Source organism: Streptomyces angustmyceticus (assembly GCF_019933235.1).
Taxonomy (GTDB): domain Bacteria; phylum Actinomycetota; class Actinomycetes; order Streptomycetales; family Streptomycetaceae; genus Streptomyces; species Streptomyces angustmyceticus.
The window spans coordinates 3257722-3282057 of record NZ_CP082945.1 but is presented as its reverse complement, the minus strand read 5'-3'; the positions used below and the strand labels follow the sequence as shown (position 1 = coordinate 3282057).

The 24336-nt window shown below is 74.3% G+C and carries 17 protein-coding genes and 2 pseudogenes; 8 read left to right on the top strand and 11 right to left on the bottom strand.

The annotated features are described in order from the left end of the window. The first annotated feature begins 368 nt into the window (after positions 1-368). Positions 369-1763, top strand: coding sequence for a transcriptional regulator (locus K7396_RS14645; protein WP_152104716.1), 1395 nt, complete (start codon positions 369-371; stop codon positions 1761-1763). A gap of 246 nt (positions 1764-2009) precedes the next feature. Next, entirely contained in the window at positions 2010-3896 is a 1887-nt protein-coding gene (locus tag K7396_RS14640; RefSeq protein ID WP_223659955.1) for a hypothetical protein, read from the top strand. Between the two features lie 66 nt (positions 3897-3962). On the opposite strand, the gene K7396_RS14635 is transcribed toward K7396_RS14640, so the two are convergent. After that, positions 3963-5315: an ABC transporter substrate-binding protein gene (locus K7396_RS14635; protein ID WP_086718618.1), complete on the bottom strand. Its 1353-nt coding sequence runs from the start codon at positions 5313-5315 to the stop codon at positions 3963-3965. A gap of 171 nt (positions 5316-5486) precedes the next feature. Here K7396_RS14635 and K7396_RS14630 point away from each other — a divergent pair, with 171 nt between their 5' ends. Then, complete coding sequence (locus K7396_RS14630) at positions 5487-5945, top strand: SCO4402 family protein (RefSeq protein WP_086718619.1); 459 nt, start codon at positions 5487-5489, stop codon at positions 5943-5945. Positions 5946-5977: 32 nt separating this feature from the next. After that, positions 5978-6868 carry a formyltetrahydrofolate deformylase gene (gene purU / locus K7396_RS14625; protein WP_086718620.1) on the top strand — a complete coding sequence of 297 codons (891 nt, stop codon included), beginning with the start codon at positions 5978-5980 and terminating at the stop codon, positions 6866-6868. Between the two features lie 215 nt (positions 6869-7083). On the opposite strand, the pseudogene K7396_RS14620 reads toward purU, so the two are convergent. Next, positions 7084-8422, bottom strand: a pseudogene (locus K7396_RS14620) (zf-HC2 domain-containing protein). Between the two features lie 185 nt (positions 8423-8607). Further along, positions 8608-9144: pseudogene (locus K7396_RS14615) on the bottom strand (sigma-70 family RNA polymerase sigma factor); the annotation flags it as partial. A 472-nt stretch (positions 9145-9616) separates the two neighbouring features. Here K7396_RS14615 and K7396_RS14610 point away from each other — a divergent pair. Beyond that, positions 9617-9991 carry an STAS domain-containing protein gene (locus K7396_RS14610; RefSeq protein WP_086721705.1) on the top strand — a complete coding sequence of 125 codons (375 nt, stop codon included), beginning with the start codon at positions 9617-9619 and terminating at the stop codon, positions 9989-9991. 115 nt (positions 9992-10106) lie between these two features. Here K7396_RS14610 and K7396_RS14605 read toward each other — a convergent pair whose 3' ends face one another. The 6 genes from K7396_RS14605 to K7396_RS14580 all read right to left on the bottom strand — a co-directional run bounded on the left by K7396_RS14605 (position 10107) and on the right by K7396_RS14580 (position 15778). After that, positions 10107-11327: a sensor histidine kinase gene (locus K7396_RS14605; RefSeq protein WP_086721706.1), complete on the bottom strand. Its 1221-nt coding sequence runs from the start codon at positions 11325-11327 to the stop codon at positions 10107-10109. Continuing rightward, complete coding sequence (locus K7396_RS14600; protein ID WP_152104713.1) at positions 11324-11986, bottom strand: response regulator; 663 nt, start codon at positions 11984-11986, stop codon at positions 11324-11326. The genes K7396_RS14605 and K7396_RS14600 overlap by 4 nt, the downstream gene beginning before the upstream one ends. Positions 11987-12321: 335 nt before the next feature. Beyond that, the gene (locus K7396_RS14595) at positions 12322-12633 is read right to left on the bottom strand and encodes a hypothetical protein (protein ID WP_152104712.1); all 312 of its coding nucleotides are present in this window, start codon (positions 12631-12633) and stop codon (positions 12322-12324) included. A 223-nt stretch (positions 12634-12856) separates the two neighbouring features. After that, positions 12857-14071 (bottom strand): helix-turn-helix domain-containing protein, encoded by a 1215-nt coding sequence (locus K7396_RS14590; RefSeq protein ID WP_086717411.1) that lies wholly within the window; start codon positions 14069-14071, stop codon positions 12857-12859. A 60-nt stretch (positions 14072-14131) separates the two neighbouring features. Further along, positions 14132-15175 (bottom strand): hypothetical protein, encoded by a 1044-nt coding sequence (locus K7396_RS14585; protein ID WP_152104711.1) that lies wholly within the window; start codon positions 15173-15175, stop codon positions 14132-14134. Positions 15176-15307: 132 nt separating this feature from the next. Beyond that, the gene (locus tag K7396_RS14580) at positions 15308-15778 is read right to left on the bottom strand and encodes a hypothetical protein (RefSeq protein ID WP_086721678.1); all 471 of its coding nucleotides are present in this window, start codon (positions 15776-15778) and stop codon (positions 15308-15310) included. 142 nt (positions 15779-15920) lie between these two features. Between K7396_RS14580 and K7396_RS14575 the strand changes: the two genes are divergently transcribed. The 3 genes from K7396_RS14575 (at position 15921) to K7396_RS14565 (ending at position 21706) form a co-directional block, all read left to right on the top strand. Beyond that, positions 15921-17945: a serine/threonine-protein kinase gene (locus K7396_RS14575; RefSeq protein ID WP_152104710.1), complete on the top strand. Its 2025-nt coding sequence runs from the start codon at positions 15921-15923 to the stop codon at positions 17943-17945. 129 nt (positions 17946-18074) lie between these two features. Continuing rightward, positions 18075-19787, top strand: a complete 1713-nt coding sequence (locus K7396_RS14570) for a succinic semialdehyde dehydrogenase (RefSeq protein ID WP_086718864.1) — start codon at positions 18075-18077, stop codon at positions 19785-19787. Between the two features lie 20 nt (positions 19788-19807). Continuing rightward, positions 19808-21706 (top strand): GMC family oxidoreductase, encoded by a 1899-nt coding sequence (locus tag K7396_RS14565; RefSeq protein ID WP_086718865.1) that lies wholly within the window; start codon positions 19808-19810, stop codon positions 21704-21706. Between the two features lie 81 nt (positions 21707-21787). Here K7396_RS14565 and K7396_RS14560 read toward each other — a convergent pair whose 3' ends face one another. Both K7396_RS14560 and K7396_RS14555 read right to left on the bottom strand, forming a co-directional pair. Then, positions 21788-22915, bottom strand: a complete 1128-nt coding sequence (locus K7396_RS14560; RefSeq protein WP_152104709.1) for an LAETG motif-containing sortase-dependent surface protein — start codon at positions 22913-22915, stop codon at positions 21788-21790. Between the two features lie 924 nt (positions 22916-23839). After that, positions 23840-24130, bottom strand: a complete 291-nt coding sequence (locus K7396_RS14555) for a chorismate mutase (protein ID WP_086718407.1) — start codon at positions 24128-24130, stop codon at positions 23840-23842. Positions 24131-24336 lie beyond the last annotated feature (206 nt).

Genomic DNA, 24336 nt, shown 5'->3' with positions numbered 1-24336 from the left:
ATGGGTGCACCGGCGGGGGCGCGTGTGCGGGCGGGGCCCGAGGAGCGGGTAGCCACCTGCGTGACGGGCGGAGAGGCCGCCCGGCGGCAGCCCGCAGTGCACCCGGGGGGAGCCGGGCACGGCGGCGCCGTGATCCGTGCACGGCACCGCGCACCCGCCCTCCTCGTGAACGAGCGCTTCGCACCGGGATGCTCCGGACAGGCCCCAAAACGCTCACAACCGAGCATCCGCTGCAAAGTGCGTATCACTCCGATCTCTCCTATCGCGCATATCCCGGATCTCTCGGATATCCGGCATATTCACGGGGAATCGATCACGAGGAACGGCGTTCGCCGGTGAACGCGCCGCGGTACACAGGGGGTACAAGCATGGCCGCCAGGCCACTCGTCGCACGGCAGCCCAACGAACGGCTGCAGTCGCTGATCCAGGAAGCCGCCTGTTCCAACGCGGGGCTCGCCCGCCGCGTCAACATGTGCGGCGCGGAGCACGGTCTCGACCTCCGCTACGACAAGACCTCCGTGGCCCGATGGCTGCGCGGACAGCAGCCGCGGGGCCGGGCGCCGGCCGTCATCGCGGAGGCGCTGGGGCGCAAGCTGGGGCGCACGGTCACCATCGACGAGATCGGGATGGCCGACGGCAAGAACCTCGCGTCCGGGGTGGGGCTGCAGTTCTCGCCGACCGTCCTCGGGGCGATCGAGCAGGTCTGCGAGCTGTGGCGCAGCGATGTCGGGCGGCGCGACTTCCTCAGCGGCTCGACGGTCGCGGCCTCGGCGCTGGTCGAGCCCAGCCGCGACTGGCTGATCACCGGCGCGGACAGCCAGGTCGCCCGGAACGCCGGCGCCCGGGTCGGGATCTCGGACGTCGAGGCGGTGCGCGCGATGACCACGGCGCTCGGCGAACTCGACCACCGCTTCGGCGCGGGCCACGTCCGGCCGGTCGTCGTGCACTACCTCAACAGCGTGGTCTCGGGGCTGCTGGCCGGCTCGTACCGCGAGTCCGTCGGGCGGGAACTCTTCGCCGCCGTCGCGCGGTTGACCGAACTCGGCGGCTACATGGCCGTCGACACCGGCCAGCCCGGTCTCGCCCAGCGCTACTACATCCAGGCGCTGCGGCTGGCCCAGGCGGCCGGGGACCGCGGCTACGGCGGCTACGTCCTGGCCGCGAGCATGAGCCATCTCGCCGCCTCGCTGGGCAACCCCCGCGAGATCGCCCAGCTCGCGCGCGCCGCGCAGGAGGGCGCCCGCGGCCATGTCACCCCGCGCGCGGAGGCGATGTTCTGCGCGGCGGAGGCGCGCGGACACGCCCTGATGGGCGACGGCCGGGCCTTCCAGGCGGTGGCCGGACGGGCGGTCGCCGCGATGGAGCGCGCCGACGCGACGGCCGAGTCGGGCGACGACCCGGTCTGGATCGCCCACTTCGACCAGGCGTATCTGGCCGACGAACTCGCCCACTGCCACCGAGACCTGGGGCAGCCGGGGCCCGCCGCGCAGCGTGCGCAGGAGGCGCTGGACGGCCACCCGGAGGGCCGGGCGCGGCGGCGGGCCATCGGGCTGCTGCTGCTGGCCGGCGCCCAGGTGCAGCAACGCGAGGTGGAAGCGGCCTGCCACACCGGCACCCAGGCGGTGGAGCTGCTGAGCGGGCTGCGCTCGGACCGCGGCGCGGAGTATCTGGAGGACTTCCAGCTGCGCCTGGAGCCCTTCCGGGACGAGCCGGTGGTGCGCGAGTTCAGCGCCCGGCTGGAGCTGCGGGCCACGGCGGCCTGAGCCGGTCCGGGGAGGTGTGAACAACGCCTCGCCGCGGGGCCCCGTGGGGGGCGGGCGAGGACAACGGGGGCTTTGTCGTACGGCGTCGGGTTTGTCGTACGGGGCCGGGCGGGCCGCGGGCAGGGCCCGCCCGGTGCGTTGCGGGGGCGGGCGGGGGTGGTGACCAGGCGACGTGGTCGAACGTTGCTGCGACCCGGTAGCGTGCAGCCGACGATTCCGTAGGTCTGCACGTTGGTAGGAGTCACGGTGACGCAGAGCGGACAGGGTCACGACCCGCAGAATTCTGCGGCCGGTCCCGCGCGAGAGGGCATAGTGCTGCCCGCCAACGGTGAGCCGTGGGTGCCCGAGCAGCAGGCCGCGCCGCCGGCCGGCCAGCCGTGGGGCCAGCCCTGGGGCCCCGGCCAGCAGGCCGCCCCCGCCCCCCAGTCGTACGACGGGGCGCCCGCCGGACAGCAGGGCTACGAGCAGGGGCCGTCCCAGACGTACGGCCAGGGCCAGCCGCAGGGCTACGGCCAGAGCGGTCAGGGGTACGCCCCGGACCAGGCGCCGTACCACTCGACCCAGGCGTCCCAGGCGTCCCAGCCCACCCAGACCGCCCTGCCCCAGCAGCCGCAGGGCGGCCAGGGCTTCCCCGCGGCGCCCCAGGGCCCGCCGCCGGCCCCGCCCGCCCCGCCGCAGCAGGCGTCCCCGCAGCAGGGCGCGCCGCTGCCGCCGGCCGAGTCGGCCGCCGAGGCGACGGCGCTGCTGCCGCACGGCGCGCCCGACGGCCAGGGCGCGCCCGGCGCACTGCCGCCCGAGGGCCAGTACCCCAACGGCCAGCAGTACGGCAACGGCCAGCAGTCCCCGCAGCCGTACGGCCAGCAGCCCCAGCAGCCTCAGCAGACCCAGCAGCCTTACGGCCAGCAGCCGCAGGACGCGTCCGGCGCGCTGGTGCGGGCCACCCCGCAGACCGGTGCGCCGCTGCCGCCCGCCGCGAGCGACGCGGAGGCCACCGCGCTCATACCCCCCATCGGCGCGCAGTCCGGCGGCACCGGTGCCGTGCCGCTGCCGCCCGAGGCGGCCTCGCGGCCCGAGACGCCCGACGAGTCCACCACCATGCTGCGCGCGATCAAGCCGAACCAGCAGCGGCCGCAGGCTCAGCCGATGCCGCAGCCGCACTCCTCGCCGATGCCCGGCGCCCAGGGCGCGGGCGACGCCGAGGCCACCCAGCTCATCCCGCCGGTCGGCGCCGGCGCGCCGCCCCCGCCGCCCGGCCCCCCGTACGGCGTGCGCCCCGGCGCGCCCGGCGACCGTGCCACCCCCGCCGAGTTCGACGGCCTGTTCCGCGACGGACCGGGCACTCCCGGCCAGGCCGCCGCCCCGGACTCCACCGCCCAGCTCCCGCGCTTCGAGGACCCGGGCCGCCCGCCGTACGGCCAGGCGCCCGGTCAGCAGTTCCCGCCCGGCGGCGGCTACGACCAGCCGGCCCCGTACGACGGCGGCGACGGCGGCGGCCGCCGCAAGCTCGCCCCGGCCGTGATCGTCGGCATCGTCATCGTGGCGCTCGCGGGGGCCGGCCTCGGCCTCGGCTGGGCGCTGAGCGGCGGAGGCGGCGACGACGCCGCGAAGAAGCAGGACGCCGGGTCCGGCACGACGAAGGCGGCCAAGAGCCCGGAGCAGCCCAAGCCCTCCACCGACCCGGCGCAGGAGCAGGCCAAGGGCCTGGACGCGCTGCTCGGCGACAGCAACAACAGCCGCGCCTCGGTGATCGGCGCCGTCAACGGCATCAAGACCTGCAGCAACCTCGGCGGCGCGGCCAAGGACCTGCGGGCCGCGGCCGGCCAGCGCAACGACCTGGTCAAGCGGCTGCAGCAGCTGCCCGTCGACAAGATCCCGCAGCACGACCAGCTGACCGCCGCGCTGACCAAGGCCTGGCAGTCCTCGGCGGCCGCGGACAACCACTACGCGGCCTGGGCCGGCCAGGTCGGCAGCAAGAAGGGCTGCCACAAGGGCAAGGCCCGGCTCAGCAGGCAGACCGCCCAGGGCAACGCGGCCAGCGGCCAGGCCACCACCGCCAAGCGGCAGGCGGCGCAGCTGTGGAACCCGCTCGCCAAGAAGTACGGGCTGACCGAGCGCCGCCCCGAACAGCTCTGAGCCGCCCAGGGGGCGGGCGCCACCTTGCCGCACGCCCCGCCCGCCCGCTGTCCGGGCCCGCGCGGCTCAGCCGTCGTCGGTGCGCCGCCGCTCCAGCGTTTTGGTGACGTTCACGAAGCCGTCCTTGGCGGCGGTCAGCTCGCCGTCCCTGACGACCTGGTAGGTCACCATCGCGTTCACGATGCGCGGGAAGTCCTGGACGGCGAGCAGGTCGTCGTCCCGCCAGCGCAGCTTCGGGGTCAGCCCGCCGGTGTCGATGGCCCGGTCGCCGCGGTCCAGCGTCGTCTGCAGGGCGTGCGGGGTGATGTCGTCGACGCCCGCGTCGTCGAGCTGCCCGATCAGGGCGCGCAGCACGGTGTAGGCGATCCAGGTCGTCTGGACGCCCTGGTCGGCCGGGTCGATGCGGTTGTCGTCGAAGGCGAAGTCGTTGATGACCTTGCGCATCGGCTGCCAGCGCGGATCGTGCGCGACCGGGTACCAGCCGGTGATGTCCGCGTCCTCCAGCGGCCCGGCGCTGCCGCCCGTACGGTTCAGCAGCGACTGGCCGACGCTGCCCAGGACGGAGGCGACCCGCACCTTGGGGCTGTCCTCCTGCAGCCGCCGGAACGAGTCGAAGAACGCGTCCGTGTGATCGCCGAGCGAGGCCGTGACACAGGAGCCGGGCGCCTTGCCGCCGTTCGCCGAGGTGCCGAAGACGGCCGGGTCGGCGCCCACACCGTCCAGCGCGCGGTTCACCGCGGAGGAGTAGTCGGTGCCGTCCTCGGGCGCCTTGATGTCCTTGACCGGGTGCCGATGGCCGCTCTGCAGGCCGGAGTTGAGCAGCGACGGCATCTGGTCGCCCTGGATGCTGTCCGGCCGGACCAGCGCCACCCGGCTGCAGTCGCGCGCCAGCTGCCGGCCGTTCCCGGCGAGCAGCGAGGCCTGCCCGCCGTTGACGGGGTAGGACAGCGGGCTCTCGAACTCCTCGTCCGAGGCGCCGTAGCCGCCGATGAAGGGGATGCCCTTGACCTCCAGCGGCGACATGAACGAGCGCCCGAACTGGCTGTACGAGCCGACGACGGCGACGGCGCCCTCGTCCACCGCGCGCTGGGCGCAGTGCGCCGCGGTCACCGAGTCGTTGTGCTCGTTGCAGGTCAGCACCCTCAGGTGGTGGCCCCGGATGCCGCCGCGGGAATTGACCCAGCGGGCGTAGGCCTGCGCCATGGCCGGCATGCCCGGCATATTGGTCGCTCTGGTGCCCTCGGGGGCCCAGGTCATCACCGTGACCGGGGCCTTCTCCCCGGAGTCCGCCGCCCCGGCGAGCGAGCCGCAGCCCGAGAGCAGGGACGCGAGGACCGCCGTACACACCGCCGCCGAAGCGGCCGGGACCACGGGGGCGGAGGAAAGGGGGCGGGGAAGGGAGCGGCGCCGTCCGGTCATGGCACCGCAGCCTTCCGTCCTGCCCGGAACGGGCTGGTGACGAGGAGGCAATGGATGGTGACGCAGAGGTGAACTCCGGGGGGCGGCTTGAGATCATTGGTGAAGAACGTACGATCGACTGCTGTGCAAGGTTCGGAGAAGTCTTCCCGTCGCGGCCGCCGCTCGACCACCATGGGCGGTATGCCACTCAACGACATGCCGTGGTGGCGCTGGCGCAGCAATGTGCGCTCCGCGCTGCACATGCTCTCCGACCCCGGCTTCCAGCAGGAGGCGTGGCTGGCCGGAGTGCCCGGGTACGGAGACGTCACCGACGCCGTCTACCGGCTCGTCGAGGACACCTGGCTCGACAACTGGTCCGCCGAGAAGTACGTCGGCACGATCTTCCGGGACTCCCAGGAGGCGCAGCTCGTCGATGCCGCCGTCCTCCGCGTGCTGAGGATCATGCACCAGGTCGGCGCGGACGCTCCGGTGACCGCGTACATGGAGCACCAGGGCTGGCCGGAGGCGGTCCGCGCGGCCCGGGAGGCCCATGTGCACCTGGCGACGGCGGACGGCGAGGACCCCGACGCCGCGCCGCGCTCGCTGGAGGTGCTGGCCATCATGACCGGTCAGGCGGACGCCCCGGCCTGACCTGCCCGGCGGGTGTGCGACCCTATGAGGTCATGAGCGAGTCGCAGCCCACCCAGCCCGGTCAGCACGATCGGAACGATCAGTACGTCCTCACCCTGTCCTGCCCGGACAAGCAGGGGATCGTGCACGCCGTCTCCAGCTACCTCTTCATCACCGGCTGCAACATCGAGGACAGCCAGCAGTTCGGCGACCACGACACCGGGCTGTTCTTCATGCGGGTCCACTTCAGCGCGGACGCCTCGGTGAGCGTCGACAAGCTGCGGGCCAGCTTCGCGGCGGTGGGCGACTCCTTCGGCATGGACTGGCAGATCCACCGGGCCGACGAGAAGATGCGGATCGTCCTGATGGTGTCCAAGTTCGGGCACTGCCTCAACGACCTGCTCTTCCGCTCCCGGATCGGCGCGCTGCCGGTCGAGATCGCGGCCGTGGTCTCCAACCACACGGACTTCGCCGAGCTGGTCGGCTCGTACGACATCCCCTTCCACCACATCCCGGTCACCCGCGACACCAAGGCGGACGCCGAGGCGCGGCTGCTGGAGCTGGTGCGGGCGGAGAACGTCGAGCTGGTGGTGCTCGCCCGCTACATGCAGGTGCTCTCCGACGATCTGTGCAAGGCGCTGTCCGGCCGGATCATCAACATCCACCACTCCTTCCTCCCGAGCTTCAAGGGCGCCAAGCCGTACCACCAGGCGCACGCCCGCGGCGTGAAGCTCATCGGCGCCACCGCGCACTACGTCACCGCGGACCTCGACGAGGGCCCGATCATCGAGCAGGAGGTCGAGCGCGTGGGGCACGACGTCACGCCGGACCAGCTCGTGGCCATCGGCCGGGACGTCGAGTGCCAGGCACTGGCCCGCGCGGTGAAGTGGCACAGCGAGCGCCGGGTGCTGCTCAACGGCAGCCGGACGGTCGTCTTCGCGTAGGGCGTCGTCCAGGCGCGGCGGAGCGCGCTCTGCCGCGCGACGCCTTCCGCTGCGGGAGCGCCTTCCGGCGCGGAGTGCCTCCGCCGCGGAATACCTTCCGCGCCTCCCGCGTTGTGGCCCCGAAGGGGCGCTCGGACCCCCTACGGGACTCGTTCGACCGCCCCTTACGGGCGAGGGGGCCCGCCCCCGGGCCCGGCCCCCCGAGCCCCCGCCCTCTAGAGCCGGGACAGCGACGCGGTCGCGAAGAGCACCTCGCGGATCGCGTCCCGTTCGCCGTTCTGTCCGGCCGCGGCCTCCTCGGGAGAGATGTGGCCCGCGGCCAGCTGGCAGAACTCGGCGCTGTCCAGGGCGATGTGGGCGACGGTGCGCTCCGGGGTGCCGAGCGCGGCCGGTGAGTCCAGCGCTATGTACCAGTGGCCGCCGCCGTTGCCCTCGACCTCCAGATGGAGCGTCCGGCCCGGGGCGCCCGCCTCGACCAGCCGCTGCGGCGGCGCGGCCAGCCCGGCCCGCCGGCGGTCGGCCAGCGCGCTGGGCAGCAGCCGGGCGGCGAGGTCGACCATCTGGTGGAGGTGCCCGGACGCCGGGGCCTCGTACGGATAGTCCACCGCCTCCGCGATGTCCCCGGCGTGCACCCAGCACTCGAAGGCGCGGTCCAGGAACGAGTCGCGCAGCGCCAGCCGGAACTCCCCGTACGGGACGGCGAGTTCGGCGACCCGGTCACCGGCGAACGACACCTGCCGTATCAGCGCGTAGCTCTGGTCGCGCCACGGTGCGCGGAGGGCGAGCGGGTTCGGTTCGCCCTCCGGCGTCCGCCAGAACGTTTCCGTACGGATGAGGGGGTCGGGGGTGCCCGGCGGGGCGGCCGTGCCGAGCGGGTCGGGCAGCCCGAGGGCCGTCGCGACCAAGCCGTCCACCGCCATCAGATGCCCCATCACACCGGCGACGGTGGTCTCCCGCTCGACCGGGCGCTCGCCCTCGAACCAGCGCAGCCGCACCGGCGCGCGCCACTCCGCCTCGCCCATGTCACGCAGCAGCGCGTCCAGCTTGGCGGTCTCCGCGTCGTACGGCGTCGCCCACTCGGGCACCGGGATACGGGCCGGACGGCGGCCGAGGCAGCCCTCCAGCACACGGGAGCGCAGCAGCGGGTCGAGGTCGAGGCTGTCGGCGGGGTGCAGCAGTCCGACGGCGTCGCGCAGCCGCAGCGCCTCGTCCGCGCACGAGGCTGCAGTCGGTCAGATGGGCCTCGACCGCGGCCGTCTCCTCGGCGGAGCAGGCCGACAGGGCCCAGGCGCCGAGCAGCGACTTGAGGACCTTGTGCGGCGGGGCGGGCGCCGACGCGGGGAGGGGTACGGACGCGGGCAGCTCGGTCACGGGCTCGGCTTCCGGTTCGCGGGGGCCGCCGCCGGTGTCCTGCACCGGGTCGCGGACGGGGGCCGGCTGGGCGTCCGGGAGCGGGCCGAGGTCCTCGGCCGCGGTGCGCGGTGACGGTATGCGCGGGCGTTCGCCGGGGCTGCTGGGGAGTTCGTGGTCGTCCCACTCGTCCGGGCCGTTCACCGGGACCGCCCATGGCCAGGGCCGCCGGGCGGTGCGGAGGTCCCCTGGCCGGTGTGCTGGGTGTGCTGGGTGTGCTGGGTGTGCGACGGGCGCGGCCCGCGGGGAGCGTGCGGCGCACGGGTCGCGCCGGGGGCGGAGTGCGGGGCGGGTGCCGTGCGGTGGGCGGGCGGCAGGGCCTGGTGGTTGTGGGCGGTGGACAGCAGCTGCAGGCCCAGGCGGAGCCGGCGCCGGGCCTCGTCCTCCGTGACGCCGAGGTCGGCGGCGGTCTGGCGGTAGTCCCGGCGCTGGAAGTACGCCAGTTCCAGGGCGGCCCGCAGGGGCGCGGGCATGGACGTGACGATGAAGTCGGCGCGGGCGGCGGTGGACGCCTCGCGGATCTTCTCCTCTATCTCGGCGGGCGCGGGGGCGTCGGGTCCGCAGTCGCGCGCCGAGGCCGCCTCCGTCTGGCGCAGGCGCTGGACGGCCTGGTGGCGGGTGATGCCGGCGACCCAGGAGCGCAGCGGGCCCTGCTTGGGGTCGTAGGAGTCCGGGTGTTCCCAGATGTAGCCGAAGACCTCGCGGGTGACGCGGTCGGCGGCGTCCTCGTCGTCCAGGACGCGGTGGGCGAGGCTGTGCACGAGGGAGGCGAAGCGGTCGTAGAGCTCGCCGAGCGCCGCCGCCTCGCCGTGGGCGAGCCGCTGCTGCATCCGCCTGTCCCACCGCGGTGGGGCGTCGTGTCCCATCGGATCCCCATCCCTGCCCGTCGCCTCCGGGCTCACACCTCGGCCGTCACTCCTGCACCTGCACCTGCGCCTGTCCGGACCTGTGCGCACTCTCACAGCACCCGTCGTGCCCTCGAATGTAATGCGAGGGTCCGACACCGCACGCGCCTTTGCGGCAAACCGATCCCCGAGGGGTACGGGGATGGTAAAGCCCTGACGGGCCGGTGCCCGCGCTTTGTGGCGATACTGCCCGATCACAGCGGATCGATGCGGATCGTTCCTGCGCACATAGGGCCATGTGTTATCCGTGTGTGACCGGATGTCGGCCAAGAGCTGCGCCCGCCGGGGCATAGCCTTAGGCGGACGGCCTGGTGCGCCAAGGATTCGGAAGAGTTTCAGGGGAGAGGGGCCGGGCAGTCGAGGCGGGGAAGGGCGAGTTCCGGATACCGCCCCGGTTCATCCGGTACGAAAGCGAGCGAAAGGCTTCGAGCGCGTGTCGTTGAAGGTGGCAGAGGACGAGAAGGGCCCATGGGCCGTGCTCCAGGTGTCCGGTGAGATGGACCTGGTCACCTCACCCGCGGTGCGCCAGCATGTGCACGACGCGGTGGCGGACGGCCGGAGATCTGTGGTGCTCGACCTCTCCGAGGTGCGGTTCTGCGATTCCAGCGGCGTCGGCGTGCTGATCGCCGCCCGCCGGCTGATGCGCTCCTGTCAGGGGCGGCTGCGGCTGATCCTCCCCGCCCAGGGCGCCGTGGACGGCTCGCACGTCAACCGGGTGCTGGCCGCGCTGGGCGTACGCCGGCTCTTCGAGGTCTACCCGGACCTGAGCACCGCCGTCGACGAGGCCGCCGCACCGCTCTCCGCCTGACACCTCCGCACCACCCCGCCGGGACACCCCTGTCGGTCCCGCCGGGACACCCACGCCGGGATGCACCCCTGGCCCGGCCGCGCGCCCCGTACGGCCATCCGGCTCGTCCGCCGACTCACCCCGCCGCGTACGGGAACTCCGCCCGTACGACGAAGCCGCCGTCCGAGGTGCGCCGCGCCTCCAGCGTCCCGCCGAGGCTCTGGGCGCGCTCGCGCAGCCCCACCAGCCCGTGTCCGCCTCCGGGCAGCCCGGGGACCGGCGCCGTCGCGTCCGGCGGTCCGTTGCGTATCTCCACCCGCAGGCCGTGCGCCGTACGGCCCTCCTCGGCCGCCTCCGCACCGTCCGCCCCCTCCGGCCCGTGGGCCCCGTCCGCACCCCGGACCGTGTCCACCGGGTCCACCCGCACCCGCACCCGCGCCCCCGGCGCGTGCTTGCGGATGTTGGTGAGCGCCTCCTGAACCGTGCGGAAGGCAGCCCGCTCCACCGTCTTGGCGCCGTTCGCCCCGCCGGCGCCGGCCACCACGCCGCGCTCGTACGTCACATCCAGCGCGCTCATCTCGATCAGCCGCGGCAGCTCCTCCAGGTCCGGCTGGGGCGCCAGGTCGCGGGCCTCCGCCTCGCCGCCGTCCGCCCGCAGCACGCCCACCATGTGCCGCAGCTCCTCCAGCGTCCGCACGGACAGTTCCCGGATGGTCCGGGCGCCCGCCCGTGCCTCCGCGTCGTCCGTGCTGACCTGCACCGCCCCCGCCTGGAGGCTGATCAGGCTGACCTGATGGGCCACCACGTCGTGCATCTCGCGGGCGAGCCGGGCGCGTTCGGTGGTCTTGACCCGGTCGGCGAGCAGCCGGTCCTCCCGGCGCAGACTGCGGGTCAGGTCCTCGACGCGGGAGGCCAGTTCCCTGCGGGTGCGCATCAGCAGGCCCAGGGCGATGGGCGCGGCCGAGGTGACGCTCGCGTCGATCAGCACCAGGGTGTTCTCCCGGTACGCGGTGAGTTCGAAGTCGGAGATCGGATACGGCAGGAAGTGCGCGGCGATCAGCAGCAGCGCACAGATCACGAGCCGGGCCCGGCCCGGCCGGCGGGCGGCCAGGGTGTAGAGCGCGATCATCGGCGCGAACCAGATGTAGCCGATGTAGAGCCCGGGAAGGGTGAAGAGGAAGACGAGGAGAGGGAAGCGCCGGCGCACCAGCAGGGCGGCCGCGGCCCCCATCGAGACGCCCACCTCCAGGTCGAGGTCGATGCCGTTGACCAGCATCGCGTCGGCGATCGCGAGCAGCACCGGGACCGCCAGCGGGGCGGCCTTGTACCGCAGCCACCGCACCCACGCGGCGCTCACCACGCACCCCGCGGGTCGCCCGTCACCAGGCCGGCGCGGTCGGCGACGATGGCCGCCTGGATGCGGTTGATCCCGCCCAACTTCCCCAGCAGGGCGCGCACATGGTCCTTGACCGTACTGGGGGCGAGCCCCATCCGGTCGGCTATCTGGGCGTTGCCCAGGCCCTCCCCGAGCAGGGCGAGCACCTGCGACTCGCGCGGGGTCAGCCCGTCCACCGCCCGGTTCGCGGACGCCTGGTCCTCGGCGGTCAGATAGCCGCCGATCACCGCGCGGGTGACGCCCGGGTCGAGCACGCTGCCGCCCGCCGCCAGCGTCCGCACGGCCCGTACGAGCTGTTCCGGATCGGAGTCCTTGAGCAGGAACCCGGCCGCCCCCTCGCGCAGCGCCGCCGTCAGGTACTCCTGGGCGTCGAAGGTGGTCAGCATCGCCACCGCGGGCGGTTCCGGGGCGGCCCGCAGCCGGCGCAGCACGGTCAGCCCGTCCACGTCCGGCATCCGGATGTCCAGCAGCACGACGTCGGCCGCACAGCGCAGCACGGTCTCCACGGCCTCGGCGCCGCCGCAGTCCGCGACCATCTCGATGTCCGGGGCGGTCCCCAGGATCATCCGCAGTCCGGACCTGACGAGCCGCTCGTCGTCCACCACAGCGACACGGATCACCGGCCGCCCCTTTCTCCTTCGCACCGCCCGAGCTTGCGGAACCGCCCTGCGCCGCGCGATTCCGTTTCCCTGTCCCCCGGGACCGCCCTGCGGCGGACCCGCACCCCCGCCGAGCGGCGGGGGTGATCCCGCGACCTCTGGAGGATGCCGCGGGGAAGCCCCCACGGGCAGAGTTGTTCACATGCTGCACCACTGAAGAGGCCACAGGCCCAGTACGCGTTGCAGTTCACATCGGCGGCCGCCGCGACCCCCACACGCGGCGGCCGCTTCGCGCGTGCGGGGGCGGTTCGGAGGGGGATCTCTCCCGCACGCGGCGAAAGTCCTCTGGTGCGCCCTCAAAAGACCTGGTCAGGCGCCTCTTCCTGGCGTCCGGAGCGCGCGCCGCGGCTCTGTGCGACGCGCAGGACGTCGCCCAGCGCCGCGCTGAGCTGGGCCGACAAAAACCGCAACTGCCGCGAGTCCACCGACGGATCGTCGATCAGAACCCGGGCGTGCTCCAGTAACCCGGCCCCCATCCGCAGTTGCAGCGCCTCCACCTGATCGGCCCGCTCCGAAAGAAGGCTGTCGTCCCGGTCCGTGAGCAGATAGCAGGGTTTGCCGTCCGGACCGGCCCAGGGGAGCAGCCGGGGCGTGGGGGGTGTGCTCATCGGGCGCCCTCCGCTTGTGCGGTCCGCGGGGGCGTGCGGAGGGGGCTGCGGGCCGGGGGAACGTCGGGCACGGGGGCCTGCTTTCGCGGGGTGGCGTGGCCCGGGGCCGTTCGCGGCGGCCGCCGGGGCCGTCGTCCTGACGGCGCGGCCACGCTAGGGAAGGGCCGGCGCCCCCGACAGGGACGCGCTGTGCCACTTTCCGCCCCTGCTGGGACGCCCTGTCCTACCCGTCGAGATCGAGGCGGTCGGCCAGCTCCGTGAGCGGTGAGGTGCGTCGTCGTTCGCGGTGGCGGAGGTCGGCCACCAGGCGGCGGCTCGTGGAGTGGTAGCGCATCCACTCCGGGGCGGTGCGCTCGGCGGTCAGCAGCGCCTGGAGCGCGCCGTCGTCCTTGTGCAGATCGGCGAGGGCCAGGGCCCGGTCCACGTGGAAGCGCGCACGCCACGTCGGGGGCAGCGTCTGCAGCTCGGGTACGGTGCGCGCGGTGCGCAGTGCCTCGGCACTGTCCTCCATCTCCACCAGGAAGTTGACCCGGGCCACGCCGACGTTCGTCGGGCCGAACGGCGTCGCGTAGTCGAGACGGTCCGTGCCGATGCCGGCCGCGGCCGCGCTCGCCATCGCGAGCAGGTCCCGTACGGTGTCGCGCCGCTCCAGACGGACCGCGGCCGTCGCCGCACGCAGCAGCAGGATGCCCCACAGGGCCAGTTCGAGCGGCGGCGAGCGGAAGCCCGGCTCGATGCGTTCGGCGGCGCTCAGCGCGACGCGTTCGGCGTCGGCCAGCCGCCCCTGCTTGGTCAGCGCCCAGGCGAGGCTGGAGAAGCCGACGGTCTCCAGGTGGGGGTCGTCCCCCTGGGCCGCCGCGGACATCGACCGTTCCAGGGCGGTGAAGGCGGCGTCCTCCTTGCCCAGCGCCGTCAGCGTCGTGGCGGCGACCTGGTACGCCTCGGCCAGGACCGAGTGGGCCGCGGCGGCCTCGGCGCCGGTGGTGGCGCGGGCGGCGGCCTTCGCATCCCTGATCAACTGCGGCAGCAGCGCGCCGATTTCCGCCATCCGCCCGTCGCGGCGGATGCGTTCCGTCGACCGCAGGGAGGCCCGCAGCGCCGCGATGCCCGGCGGGTCCTCGGGGTCGGGATCGTCGCCCAGCAGGTCGGACACCGGCGCCACGGCCTGGCGCAGCGCCAGGACGGAGGGCTGCTCGCCCTCGGTGCGCCCCTCGAAGGTGGCGGGCTGTCCGACGAGGGCCGACGGCTCCACGTCCAGGGCTCTGGCCAGCGCGTTGAGCGTGGTCAGCCGCGCCGTGCGGCGCACGCCCTGTTCGAGCTTGCGGACGATGTCGACGCACAGGCCCGCCCGTTCGGCGAGGGCCTCCTGCGTCAGCTTCCGGCGGGCGCGCAGCCGCGCGATGCGCTCACCGATGCCGGGTTCCTCGGACAACTCCATGGCCACCCCCGCGAGAAGGACGTACCGACCACGCTACGCCCGTGCGCCGCGGACCCGTCCCTACAACCCCCCGCCCCGCCCCACCGCCGCCGCCCGGACCCCCTCCGTGCGCAGGCCGGGGTACGGGGTGGAGCCGCGGGTGGTGGTCAGGACGACGACCGAGGTCATGGCCGCCAGGGCGTAGGCGGTCGTGGCCAGGGACAGAGCGCCCTCGGGGGTCTCGAAGGAGCGGTTGAAGAAGTCCGTGACGGTCAGCATGACGACCGTCCGCACCGTCATGTACAGCTCCAGCGCCGCGAACATCATGAGCGCCCCGCGCACGTCCCGCCGGCCGCGGAAGGCCAGGACGCCCAGGACCAGGAGCACGAGCACCGAGCCGACGGTGGTGAAATCGCCGGGCGCGGCCAGGTCGAGGGTGCCGAGGAGCGAGCCGTCGACCACTCCGCGCAGATAGCGGCGCGCGTCGACCTCGGGGGCCGCCACGGTGAAGACGGTCCAGCCGATCCGCGCCAGGCTCATCAGCAGGAACAGCACCCCGCAGATCCGGGACGAGCGGAGCCGCCAGCCGTCCGGGCCGGCCGTTCCGGGGGCGGACCGGTGCCCGTCCCGGCGCTCGGTGGCCGGGAAGAGCGCGAAGAGGACGACCAGCGCCACCACCAGCCCCAGCCCGCGGGTGGCGAGCACCCACCCGCCCAGCGGGTCGAGGCGGTACTGATCGCGGTAGGCGGCGTCGAAGAGGCCCACGGCCTCCCGGAGGGAGACGGCGAGCAGGACGCATCCGGTCAGCAGCGCCGCGGAGCGCGCCACCCGGCGCCGGGCCAGCGCCAGTCCGGCGATCACCAGGAACCCGACGGAGAAGGCCCATTCGTACGGTCCGAGGATCTGCGTCGCGGGGGAGGCGCCCGGGTTGAACAGGCCCTCCAGGAAGTCCCAGACGCTGCCCTCCCCTTGGGCGAGTCCGTAGAGCGTCCAGGCGACCAGGACGCACGAGTAGAGGGCCAGGGACAGCGCGGTCGCGAGGTAGGCGCCGCCGTGTTCCGGGGCGGCCCGGCCGGGATCGGCGTCCGGGCGGACGTCCACCGTTCCGCCGTCCTGCATCACCATGACCGACCCCCGATCCGCCTCTCGTAGCCGCCGCACCGGTCGTTCCCGTACGACAGCCTCACTGTGTCAAGGACGGTGGGGGAGCCGGTGGAGGTTCCACCCCGTGTCTCGTGTGGTCCGGCTTCCGGGTGGTCAGCGCACCTGCCGGGCGGTGGCCGCGATGAAGTCGCGGATGCCCTGGCGGGTGGTGGCCCGCAGCGCGGTGAGGGCCTCCCGGTCGGGGGCCCAGTGCAGCTCGGTGGTCTCGGCCATCACCTGCTCGCTGCGTTCGAGTATCCGGGGGTCGTCGGTCACCATCTGGGCCCGGAACATGGCCTCTTGGGCGGTGTAGCGGGTCTTGTACACCTCCTCGCGCAGCTCGGGGGAGTCCTCGTCGCAGCGGTCCTCCTCGTGGAGAACGAACCAGCGGTGGACGAGGACCCGCCGGTAGTCCAGCAGCGCCCCCGCGTACGCGCAGTACGCGTCGATGCGTTCCTGCCGCAGCCGCTCGGCGCGGGCGAACTGCTCGCTGCGCTCGGCCGCCCGGCTCTGGAAGAAATGGGTGACGCCGGAACCCAGCAGGGTGCCGACGACGGCCACCACGCTCGCAACAACTGCCTCCATGGGGGCAGTGGATCACGGCGGCTTGGCGCGGCGGCAGGGGAGGGGCGGCCATGACTGGTCCCTGCGGCGGGGGAGGCGCGGTCGTGGCCGGTCCTGAGGTGCCGCCCTTCCGGAGGGGGGCCGGTGCCGGAAAGATGGGGACATGGGGATCTTCGGGGGCGAGGGCCGGCTGATCGGTGGCCGGTACCGCCTGGAAGCGCGGCTGGGCCGCGGCGGCATGGGGACGGTCTGGCGCGCCACCGACGAGCTGCTGGGCCGTCAGGTCGCCGTCAAGGAACTGCACGTGGACGAGGACGACGGCGAGGAGCCGGCCGGGCCGGGGCCGCGGGTGCAGCGCGAGCGGGCGATGCGGGAGGCGCGGACGGTCGCCGGGATCAAGCACCCGAATGTGATCGTCGTGCACGACGTGGTCGAGCAGGACGGGCGGCCGTGGATTGTGATGGAGCTGGTGGAGGGGCCGTCGCTGGACCACCGGCTGCGCAGCGGCGGGCCGGTCGCGCCGCGGGAGGCCGCCCGGATCGGGATCGCGCTGCTGGGCGCGCTGAGGGCCGCGCACACCCGCGGGGTGCTGCACCGTGACCTCAAACCCGCCAACGTCCTGCTGGAGTCGGGCACCGGCCGGGTCGTGCTCACCGACTTCGGGATCGCCCAGGTCCCCGGCGTCCCCACGCTGACCGACACCGGCGGCTTCGTCGGCTCGCCCGAATACACCGCGCCGGAAAGGATGTCCGGCCGTGGCACGGGGCCCGAGGCCGACCTCTGGTCGCTCGGGGTGCTGCTGTGCGCCGCGCTCAGCGGCACCTCGCCGTTCCACCGCGACTCGCTGGGCGGGGTGCTGCACGCCGTCGTCTATGAGGACATCGCCTTCCCGGAGGCCGCACGGGCGCTGCACGCCGTCGTGGCGGGGCTGCTGGAGCGCGATCCGGAGCGCCGGCTCGGGATCGCCGAGACGGAGCGGCTGTTGCGCGGCTATCTGCGGTCGGGGCGGGCTCCGGAGCGGGGGCACCAGCGGGGGCCCGCGGCAGCGGTGGCGGAGGGGGAAGCGGCGGCGGTGGCGGGCGCGCCCGGCGGCCCGGCCGGCCCCCGCCCCGGCGCCGGACCGCACCACCCGCCGCGCCACCCCGCCCCCGACGCCCACGACTCCCCGCACGACGGCCCCGGCGACGACCTGCCCAGCGAACACCCGCCGAGCGAACCCCCGTCCGGCGACCCGTCACCCGGCGACCCGCCACCCACCGGCCTCCCGCGGCCCGCCGAACCACGGCCCGCCGAACGTCCCCCGGGCGACCCTCCCTCAGGCGAACCCCCTTCCCCCGAGGCCCCGTTGCCCTCAGGCGCCCCGCCCACGGCCCCCACCGACCCCGCCCTGGCCGCCGCCCCCAGCAGGAGCGGCGGCGGAGGCCAGGGCGGGCGCGCGGGCGGCCGGGCGCCCGGACTGCCGATCCCGGCGGCGCTCGACGACCGGGCGCTGGCCGCGGCCGTCCGCCCGCACACCGGCCGCCTCCGCACCGCCGTGCTGGTGGCGCTCGCCGCGCTGGTGATCGGCGGCGCGGGCGCGGGCGTCGCCCTCCTGCTGACGCACCGCGACGGCACGGGCGACGGCACCGGCGGCCCCTCCCCGCGGGCCTCCGGCGCGGGGACGGCGCGGCGCCCGGCCCCCGGCAGTGCCCGGCCCACCGTCACGGTCACCCCGCCGCCCGCCCCGGGGGCCACCGCCACGCTCCCCGCCGGTTACCGCCTCGTCCGCGACCCCGTCGGCTTCGTGCTCGCCGTACCGGACGGCTTCTCCCGCTCCTACGAGAACGGCCGCGTCTACTACGCTTCCCGGGGCCGGCGCATCCGGATCGGCGTCCAGGTGCAGCGGCGGTTGCCGGAGGGGCCGTTGGGGGCGATGCGCACGGCGGACGCCCAGGGGCCCGCCCACTACCGCGGCTACCGCCGGGGGCGGGTCACCGGGACCACCCGCCACGGGCTGCGGGCCGGGCGCTGGGAGTTCGTCTGGGACGGCGGTGCGGCCGACGGCGGCCCCCGGTACACCGACGACCTCAGCTGGGACGAGGGCGGCCGGACGGTCGACGTGTGGATCTCCTGCCCGGTCGGCGCGCGCACCGAGGCCGCACGCCACCTCCACACCGCGCTGGACGCGTTCCGGCTGACCGGGGCGTGACCCCGGGGCGCCGGTCGCCCCAGACCAGCCCCCTTGCGGCCAGCGGACGCTGGCACGATTGTGCGTGCCGCGTGAAAACTCATTACTGCCGGGTACACAAAGCGTCCGGGGAGGCATACGCTCGCCGACATGACGGACTCGCAGGACACCGGAACAGCCGCCTCCACCGCCGCCCAGGCCCCCGCCGAAGCACCCGTCGAGGCCCCCGCCGACGCCCCCGCGGCCACCGCCACCGCCGAGGCCCCCGGGGCGCCCGAGGGCGGCAACCCGGTCGCCCCCGCGCCGGCGGGCGCCCGCACCGCCGCCGACGTGGTCACCCCCGAGGTCGCCGCCCGGCTCACCCGTGGCGTGGTCGGCACCGGCCGCACCGCCAACCACAGCCCGTTCACCGGGGAGAAGCTGGCCGACCTGCCCGAGTCCACCCCCGAGGACGTCGCCACCGCCTTCGAGCGGGCCCGCGCCGCCCAGGAGCGCTGGGCCAAGGTCCCCGTCAAGCAGCGCGCCGCGGTCCTGCTCCGCTTCCACGACCTGGTGCTGCGCCGGCAGGCCGAGGTGCTCGACCTGATCCAGCTGGAGACCGGCAAGGCGCGGCTGCACGCCCACGAGGAGGTGCAGGCGGTCACCGTCACCGCCCGCCACTACGGCCGCCGGGCCCACGCCTACCTCAAGCCCAAGGCCCGCACCGGCGTCGTACCGACCCTCACCAAGGTCACCGAGCTCCGCCAGCCCCGGGGCGTCGTCGGGCAGATCGCCCCCTGGAACTACCCCTTCGAGCTGTCCGTGGGCGACGCCCTGCCGGCCTTCGTCGCGGGCAACGCCGTCGTCATGAAGCCCGACACGGAGACCGCGCTGACCGCGCTGTGGGCCCGTGAGCAGCTCATCGAGGCCGGGCTGCCCGAGGACGTCTGGCAGGTCGTGCTGGGCGAGGGCCCGGTCGTCGGCCCCGCCGTCGTCGAGCACGCCGACTACGTCTCCTTCACCGGCTCGACCCGTACGGGCCGCGAGGTCGCCCAGGGCGCCGCCGCCCGGCTGGTCGGCGTCTCGCTCGAACTCGGCGGCAAGAACGCCATGTTGGTGCTGGAGGACGCCGATGTGGAGAAGGCCGCCGCCGGCGCCGTCCGCGGCTGCTTCGCCTCCGCCGGCCAGCTGTGCATCTCCATCGAGCGGCTCTACGTCCACGAGTCCATCGCCGACGACTTCCTCCAGCGCTTCGCCGCCCGTACGAAGGCGATGCGGCTGGGCAACTCCCTCGCCTACGGCGCCGACATGGGCTCGCTGGTCGGCGAGCGGCAGCTGGAGACCGTCACCCGCCACGTCGAGGAGGCCGTCGCCAAGGGCGCCCGGCTGGTCGCCGGCGGCCGCCCCCGCCCCGACATCGGCCCGCTCTTCTACGAGCCGACCATCCTCGACGGCGTCCAGGCCCCGATGGCGGTCTGCGACGAGGAGACCTTCGGCCCGGTCGTCTCCATTTACCGCTTCCGCGACGAGGACGAGGCGGTGGCGCTCGCCAACGCCACCCCGTACGGGCTCAATTCCAGCGTCTGGACGAAGGACGGTCCCCGCGGCCGCGCGGTCGCCGCCCGGCTGCGCACCGGCACGGTCAACGTCAACGAGTCCTACGCCGCCGGGTACGCCAGCGTGCAGGCGCCGATGGGCGGCATGGGGGACTCGGGCCTGGGCCGCCGGCACGGCTCCGAGGGCATCCTCAAGTACACCGAGGCGCAGACCGTCGCCCACCAGCGCCTGATGCCGCTGGCGCCGGCCTTCGGGATGACCGACGAGAAGTACGCCGAGTTCATGACCCGCAGCCTGCGCGCGATGAAGGCGTTCCGACTCCGCTAACACTTCAGCAGGGAGAGCCAGTGCCCCAGGAGAACTCTGCCCGCAGCCAGGACGGGAGCGGCGGCCGGGACGCCCCCGGCACCCGGGACGCCCCCGGCACCCGGGACGCCCCGGAGCCGCGGGACGCCCGCGCCGACGGATACGACTACGACGTGCTCGTCATCGGCTCCGGCTTCGGCGGCTCGGTCTCCGCCCTCCGGCTGACCGAGAAGGGCTACCGCGTCGGCGTCCTCGAGGCCGGCCGCCGCTTCACCCGCGAGACGCTCCCGAAGAATTCCTGGGACCTCAAGAACTACCTGTGGGCCCCCGCCCTCGGCCTCTACGGCATCCAGCGCATCCACCTGCTGGGGAACGTCATGGTCCTGGCGGGCGCCGGGGTCGGCGGCGGCTCGCTGAACTACGCCAACACCCTCTACGTCCCGCCCGAGCCGTTCTTCGACGACCCGCAGTGGAAGCACATCACCGACTGGCAGGAGGAGTTGAAGCCGTACTACGACCAGGCGCAGCGGATGCTGGGCGTACGGCTCAACCCCACGATGACGCCGTCCGACGTGCACCTGAAGGCGACCGCGCAGGCCATGGGCGTCGGCGACTCCTTCCACATGGCGCCGGTCGGCGTCTTCTTCGGGGACGGCCGGGACGCCGTCGGCGACGAGGGGGACGGGACCGCGAAGGCGGCGCCCGGGGAAGAGGTCGCGGACCCGTACTTCGGTGGCGCGGGCCCCTCCCGCACGGCGTGCACCGAGTGCGGCGAGTGCATGACGGGCTGCCGCCACGGCGCGAAGAACACCCTCAACGAGAACTACCTCCACCTCGCCGAACGGGCCGGAGCCGTCATCCACCCGATGACCTCCGTCGTCACGCTCACCGAGGACTCCCGCGGCGGCTTCGCCGTCGGCACGCTGCCGACCGACAACAAGAAGAAGGGCGCGGGCCGGACGTTCACGGCCCGGCGCGTGGTCCTCGCGGCCGGCACCTACGGCACCCAGAGCCTGCTGCACCGGATGAAGGACAGCGGGCGGCTCCCGCACCTCTCCGGCCGGCTCGGCTCGCTGACCCGGACCAACTCCGAGGCGCTGGTGGGCGCGCAGACCGACAACCGCCGCTACCGCAAGCGGCACGGCGCGGCGAAGGCCGACTTCACCAAGGGCGTGGCGATCACGTCGTCGATCCACCCCGACGAGAACACCCATATCGAGCCGGTGCGCTACGGCAAGGGCTCCAACGCGATGGGGGGCATGACGATCCTCCAGGTCCCCTACCGGCCCGCCGGACGCGTCGCGGGCTGGCTGGGCAACGTGGCCCGGCACCCCTGGCTGGCGCTCCGCTCGCTGTCCAACCGCCGCTGGTCGGAGCGGACCATCATCGGCCTGGTCATGCAGTCCCTGGACAACTCCCTGACGACGTACCGGAAGCCGAAGGGGCTGGGCAAGGGCCTGCTCACCGCGCGCCAGGGGCACGGGGCCCCCAACCCGAACCAGATCCCCGAGGCCACCCGGGCGGCGACCCTGCTGTCCGAGGAGATCAACGGCTTCGCCGGCTCCAACATCGGTGAACTGATGGGCACTCCGCTCACCGCGCACTTCCTCGGCGGCTGCCCGATCGGCGACTCCGGCGACACCGGCGTCATCGACCCCTACCACCGCCTCTACGGCCACCCGGGCATCTCGGTGGTCGACGGCGCCGCGGTCTCCGCCAACCTCGGCGTCAACCCGTCCCTGACCATCACCGCCCAGGCCGAGCGCGCGATGTCGCTGTGGCCCAACAAGGGCGAGCCGGACCCGCGCCCCGCCCAGGGCCGGCCCTACCGGCGGCTGGCGCCCGTCGAGCCGGTGAGCCCCGCCGTCCCCGCGAGGGCCTTCGGAGCGCTGAACCTCCCGTTCCTGGCCGTCCCGACGGTGCCGCCGAAGAAGTCCTGACCCAGGGGGACGAAGTCCCAGGGGGTACGAAGAAGGGCCGCACCGTCCCCGGGTGCGGCCCTTCAGCTCAGTGCCCCGCCGTTACGCGGCGCCGCCGTCCGCCCTGCGCCGGCGGACGACGAAGACGGCGCCCGCGCCGACGGCCACGGCGGCGGCGCCCGCCAGGCCGAGCGCCGGCAGCGCGGAGGAGGCGCCGGTCTCGGCGAGGTTGCCGGTCACCGGCAGCTTGTCCAGGCCGGCCTTCGGCTTGGCGGCGCTCACGGGCTTCCCGCCGCCCTGCGGACGGGGCTTGTTGCCGGGCTTGCCGGGCCCGGCCGGCGGGATCTTCCCCGGCTTGCTGCCGGCGGGCAGGATCGTGAAGTCGTACCACTGCTCCTCGGACCAGCCGCAGGAGCCGTCCTCGTTCTGGTAGTCGCCCGCCACCAGCGCGAAGCCGTCACCGGCCGTGGCGCCCTTGTCGGCGCGGATACGCAGTTCGAGTTCGGCGGTCTGGTGCGCGTCGAGCCGGAACCAGCCGAAGTACTCGCCGTCGGTCCACTCGTCGAACGAGGTCCAGGTGCCGGTATCGGGGTTCCGGTACTCCAGGTCGAGCTGCGACCTGGGGTGGTCGATGTTCCCGGTCGGCACGGCGTAGAGGACCGGGTAGACCTCGTCCAGCGTGCGGTCCGTGGTGTTGGCCAGGTGCACGCGGAAGCCCTGCCAGCCGCCGCCCGCGACGAGCTTGGAGGGCAGGCCGGCGACGGTGACCTTGATGGCGGCGTCGTCGACCGTGCAGTCGGCGTCCCCGGGTTCGCCCGGCTCGGTGGGCTTGCCCGAGGCCGGGGGCTCGGTGGCGCCGCCGGGCTTGGTGGCGTCGGCCGGGCCGGCCGGCCCGGCCGACCCGGTGCCGTCACCGTCCCCGGAGTCCTCGCCGGTCCCGGACCCGGTCCCGCTCCCGGTCCCGTCGCCCGTCCCGGCCTCCTCGCCGGTCGTGGTGCCGTCGCCGGCCGTGTCGTCGCCCGGCGTGCTCCCGTCACCGGCACCCGGGGCCGCCGGCTGCGTCGTGGTGTCGTCGGAGTGTTCCGGGCCGGGGGTGCCGGGGGTCGGCTCGGCGCTCGCGCTCGTCCCGGTGTCGGGGCCGGTCGCGAACGCGGCGGGGGCCGCCAGGAGGGCGGCAGGGGCGATGACGGCCGTCGCGGCGGCAGCCGTCAGGGCACGGCGAAGCTTCATCGGGAAGACCTCTCGGGGCCGAAGTGCCGTGGGGGGCACACGTGGGCAGCGGGCCGTCGCGGTGGGGCGCGGTAGGGCCGTGCGATTGCAGGTACATGACCAGCCATGGCCGAAAAAGGTTGCCTGCTCAACAAGAAAGCCTGTCGTGATGCCGGTCACATCCGTCACAGGGGTCTCACAGCTTCCCCACAGGAAGCCGCGGCGGCAGCGCGCGGGACGGCCTCCACGAGGGCCGTGCGCCGGGCGCACCACCCCATGCGAAGGGCCCCGGACGCCGTCCGCGAGGGGGGTGTGCGGACGGCCACGGGGCCCTTTGCTTTCGGTGCCGGCGTCAGGGCGGCGCCGGCACCGAGGGGCGGCGCTGGGGGGGGGTAGCGCCGCTGGCTCTCGGGTGGTGCATGGGGGGTGCGAATGTCCGCGCCGGCCGTGCCCGTGGTCGTGCCCGGGTCCGTACCGGAAGCGGCAGGTCGTTCGTCAAGCATCGTCCTGGATACGCCTCACCTGGCGCAACCGTTTCGACCGGATGCGGTCGGTCCCGGGCGTCCCCAGGACCGACCACCCCATCGGATGTGACCGGGCTGCTGTCCCCTGCTGACCGGTCACGGCACCGGGGCGAGGTCCCACGACGCGGGCCGCGGCTGGCGGCCGGCGTCTCATCGCTCCGGGTTCCGCCCGTGAGGCGGCGTCTACGCGTAGTCCTGCAGGCCGCGCCTGGCTGGCGTGGCACCGGGAACAACGAAGCCTCGCGGCGGCCGGTCACGCGCCGTACGGGTGAGTCGGCAACCGAACGCAGATCCGGCAGCTGCGCCGGGGCGCACGCGTAGCACCACGCGCCCCGGCCCCCCGGAAACCGACCGCATACCGTCCAGAATCAGCCACGAGGCGGCCCCGACAGGGCGGCGGCCGCCCCGTACTCCGCCCGCCTCAGATCTGGCCCCGGGACAGCTCCAGCAGCGTCATCGCCAGCGCGGTGCCCGGCTTGCCGAGCTGGTCGCGGTAGTGGGCGAGGATCTCCATCTCGCGGGAGAGGTTCACCCGGCGGCCGCCGGAGGAGAGGCGCTCGCGCTGGATGACGGCCGAGACGGCCATCCGTTCCTGCACGAGGCCGATGATCCGGCCGTCGAGATCATCGATCCGCTGCCGCGCGTCCTGGATGATCCCGGCCGCTTCCGGGGTGCGGGCGCCGGTGGAGGGGGTGGTGGTCTGCGGGCTCATGTCCGTGTCTCCTGGGGTGTGCGGGCCCCGGAGCCGACGATCGGTCCCGACAGACGCAGGCGCCCCGGACCTTGTCGGCCCGGGGCGCCTGGGAAGTTGCTCGTCAGTGGATCAAGCAGCACGACCATGGCAGCCGGACGGGCCGGTGCCATAGGTAAAGACGAAGGTCAGCTGCTTGGACATGGGGCTCAGTATGAGCCCGTTAG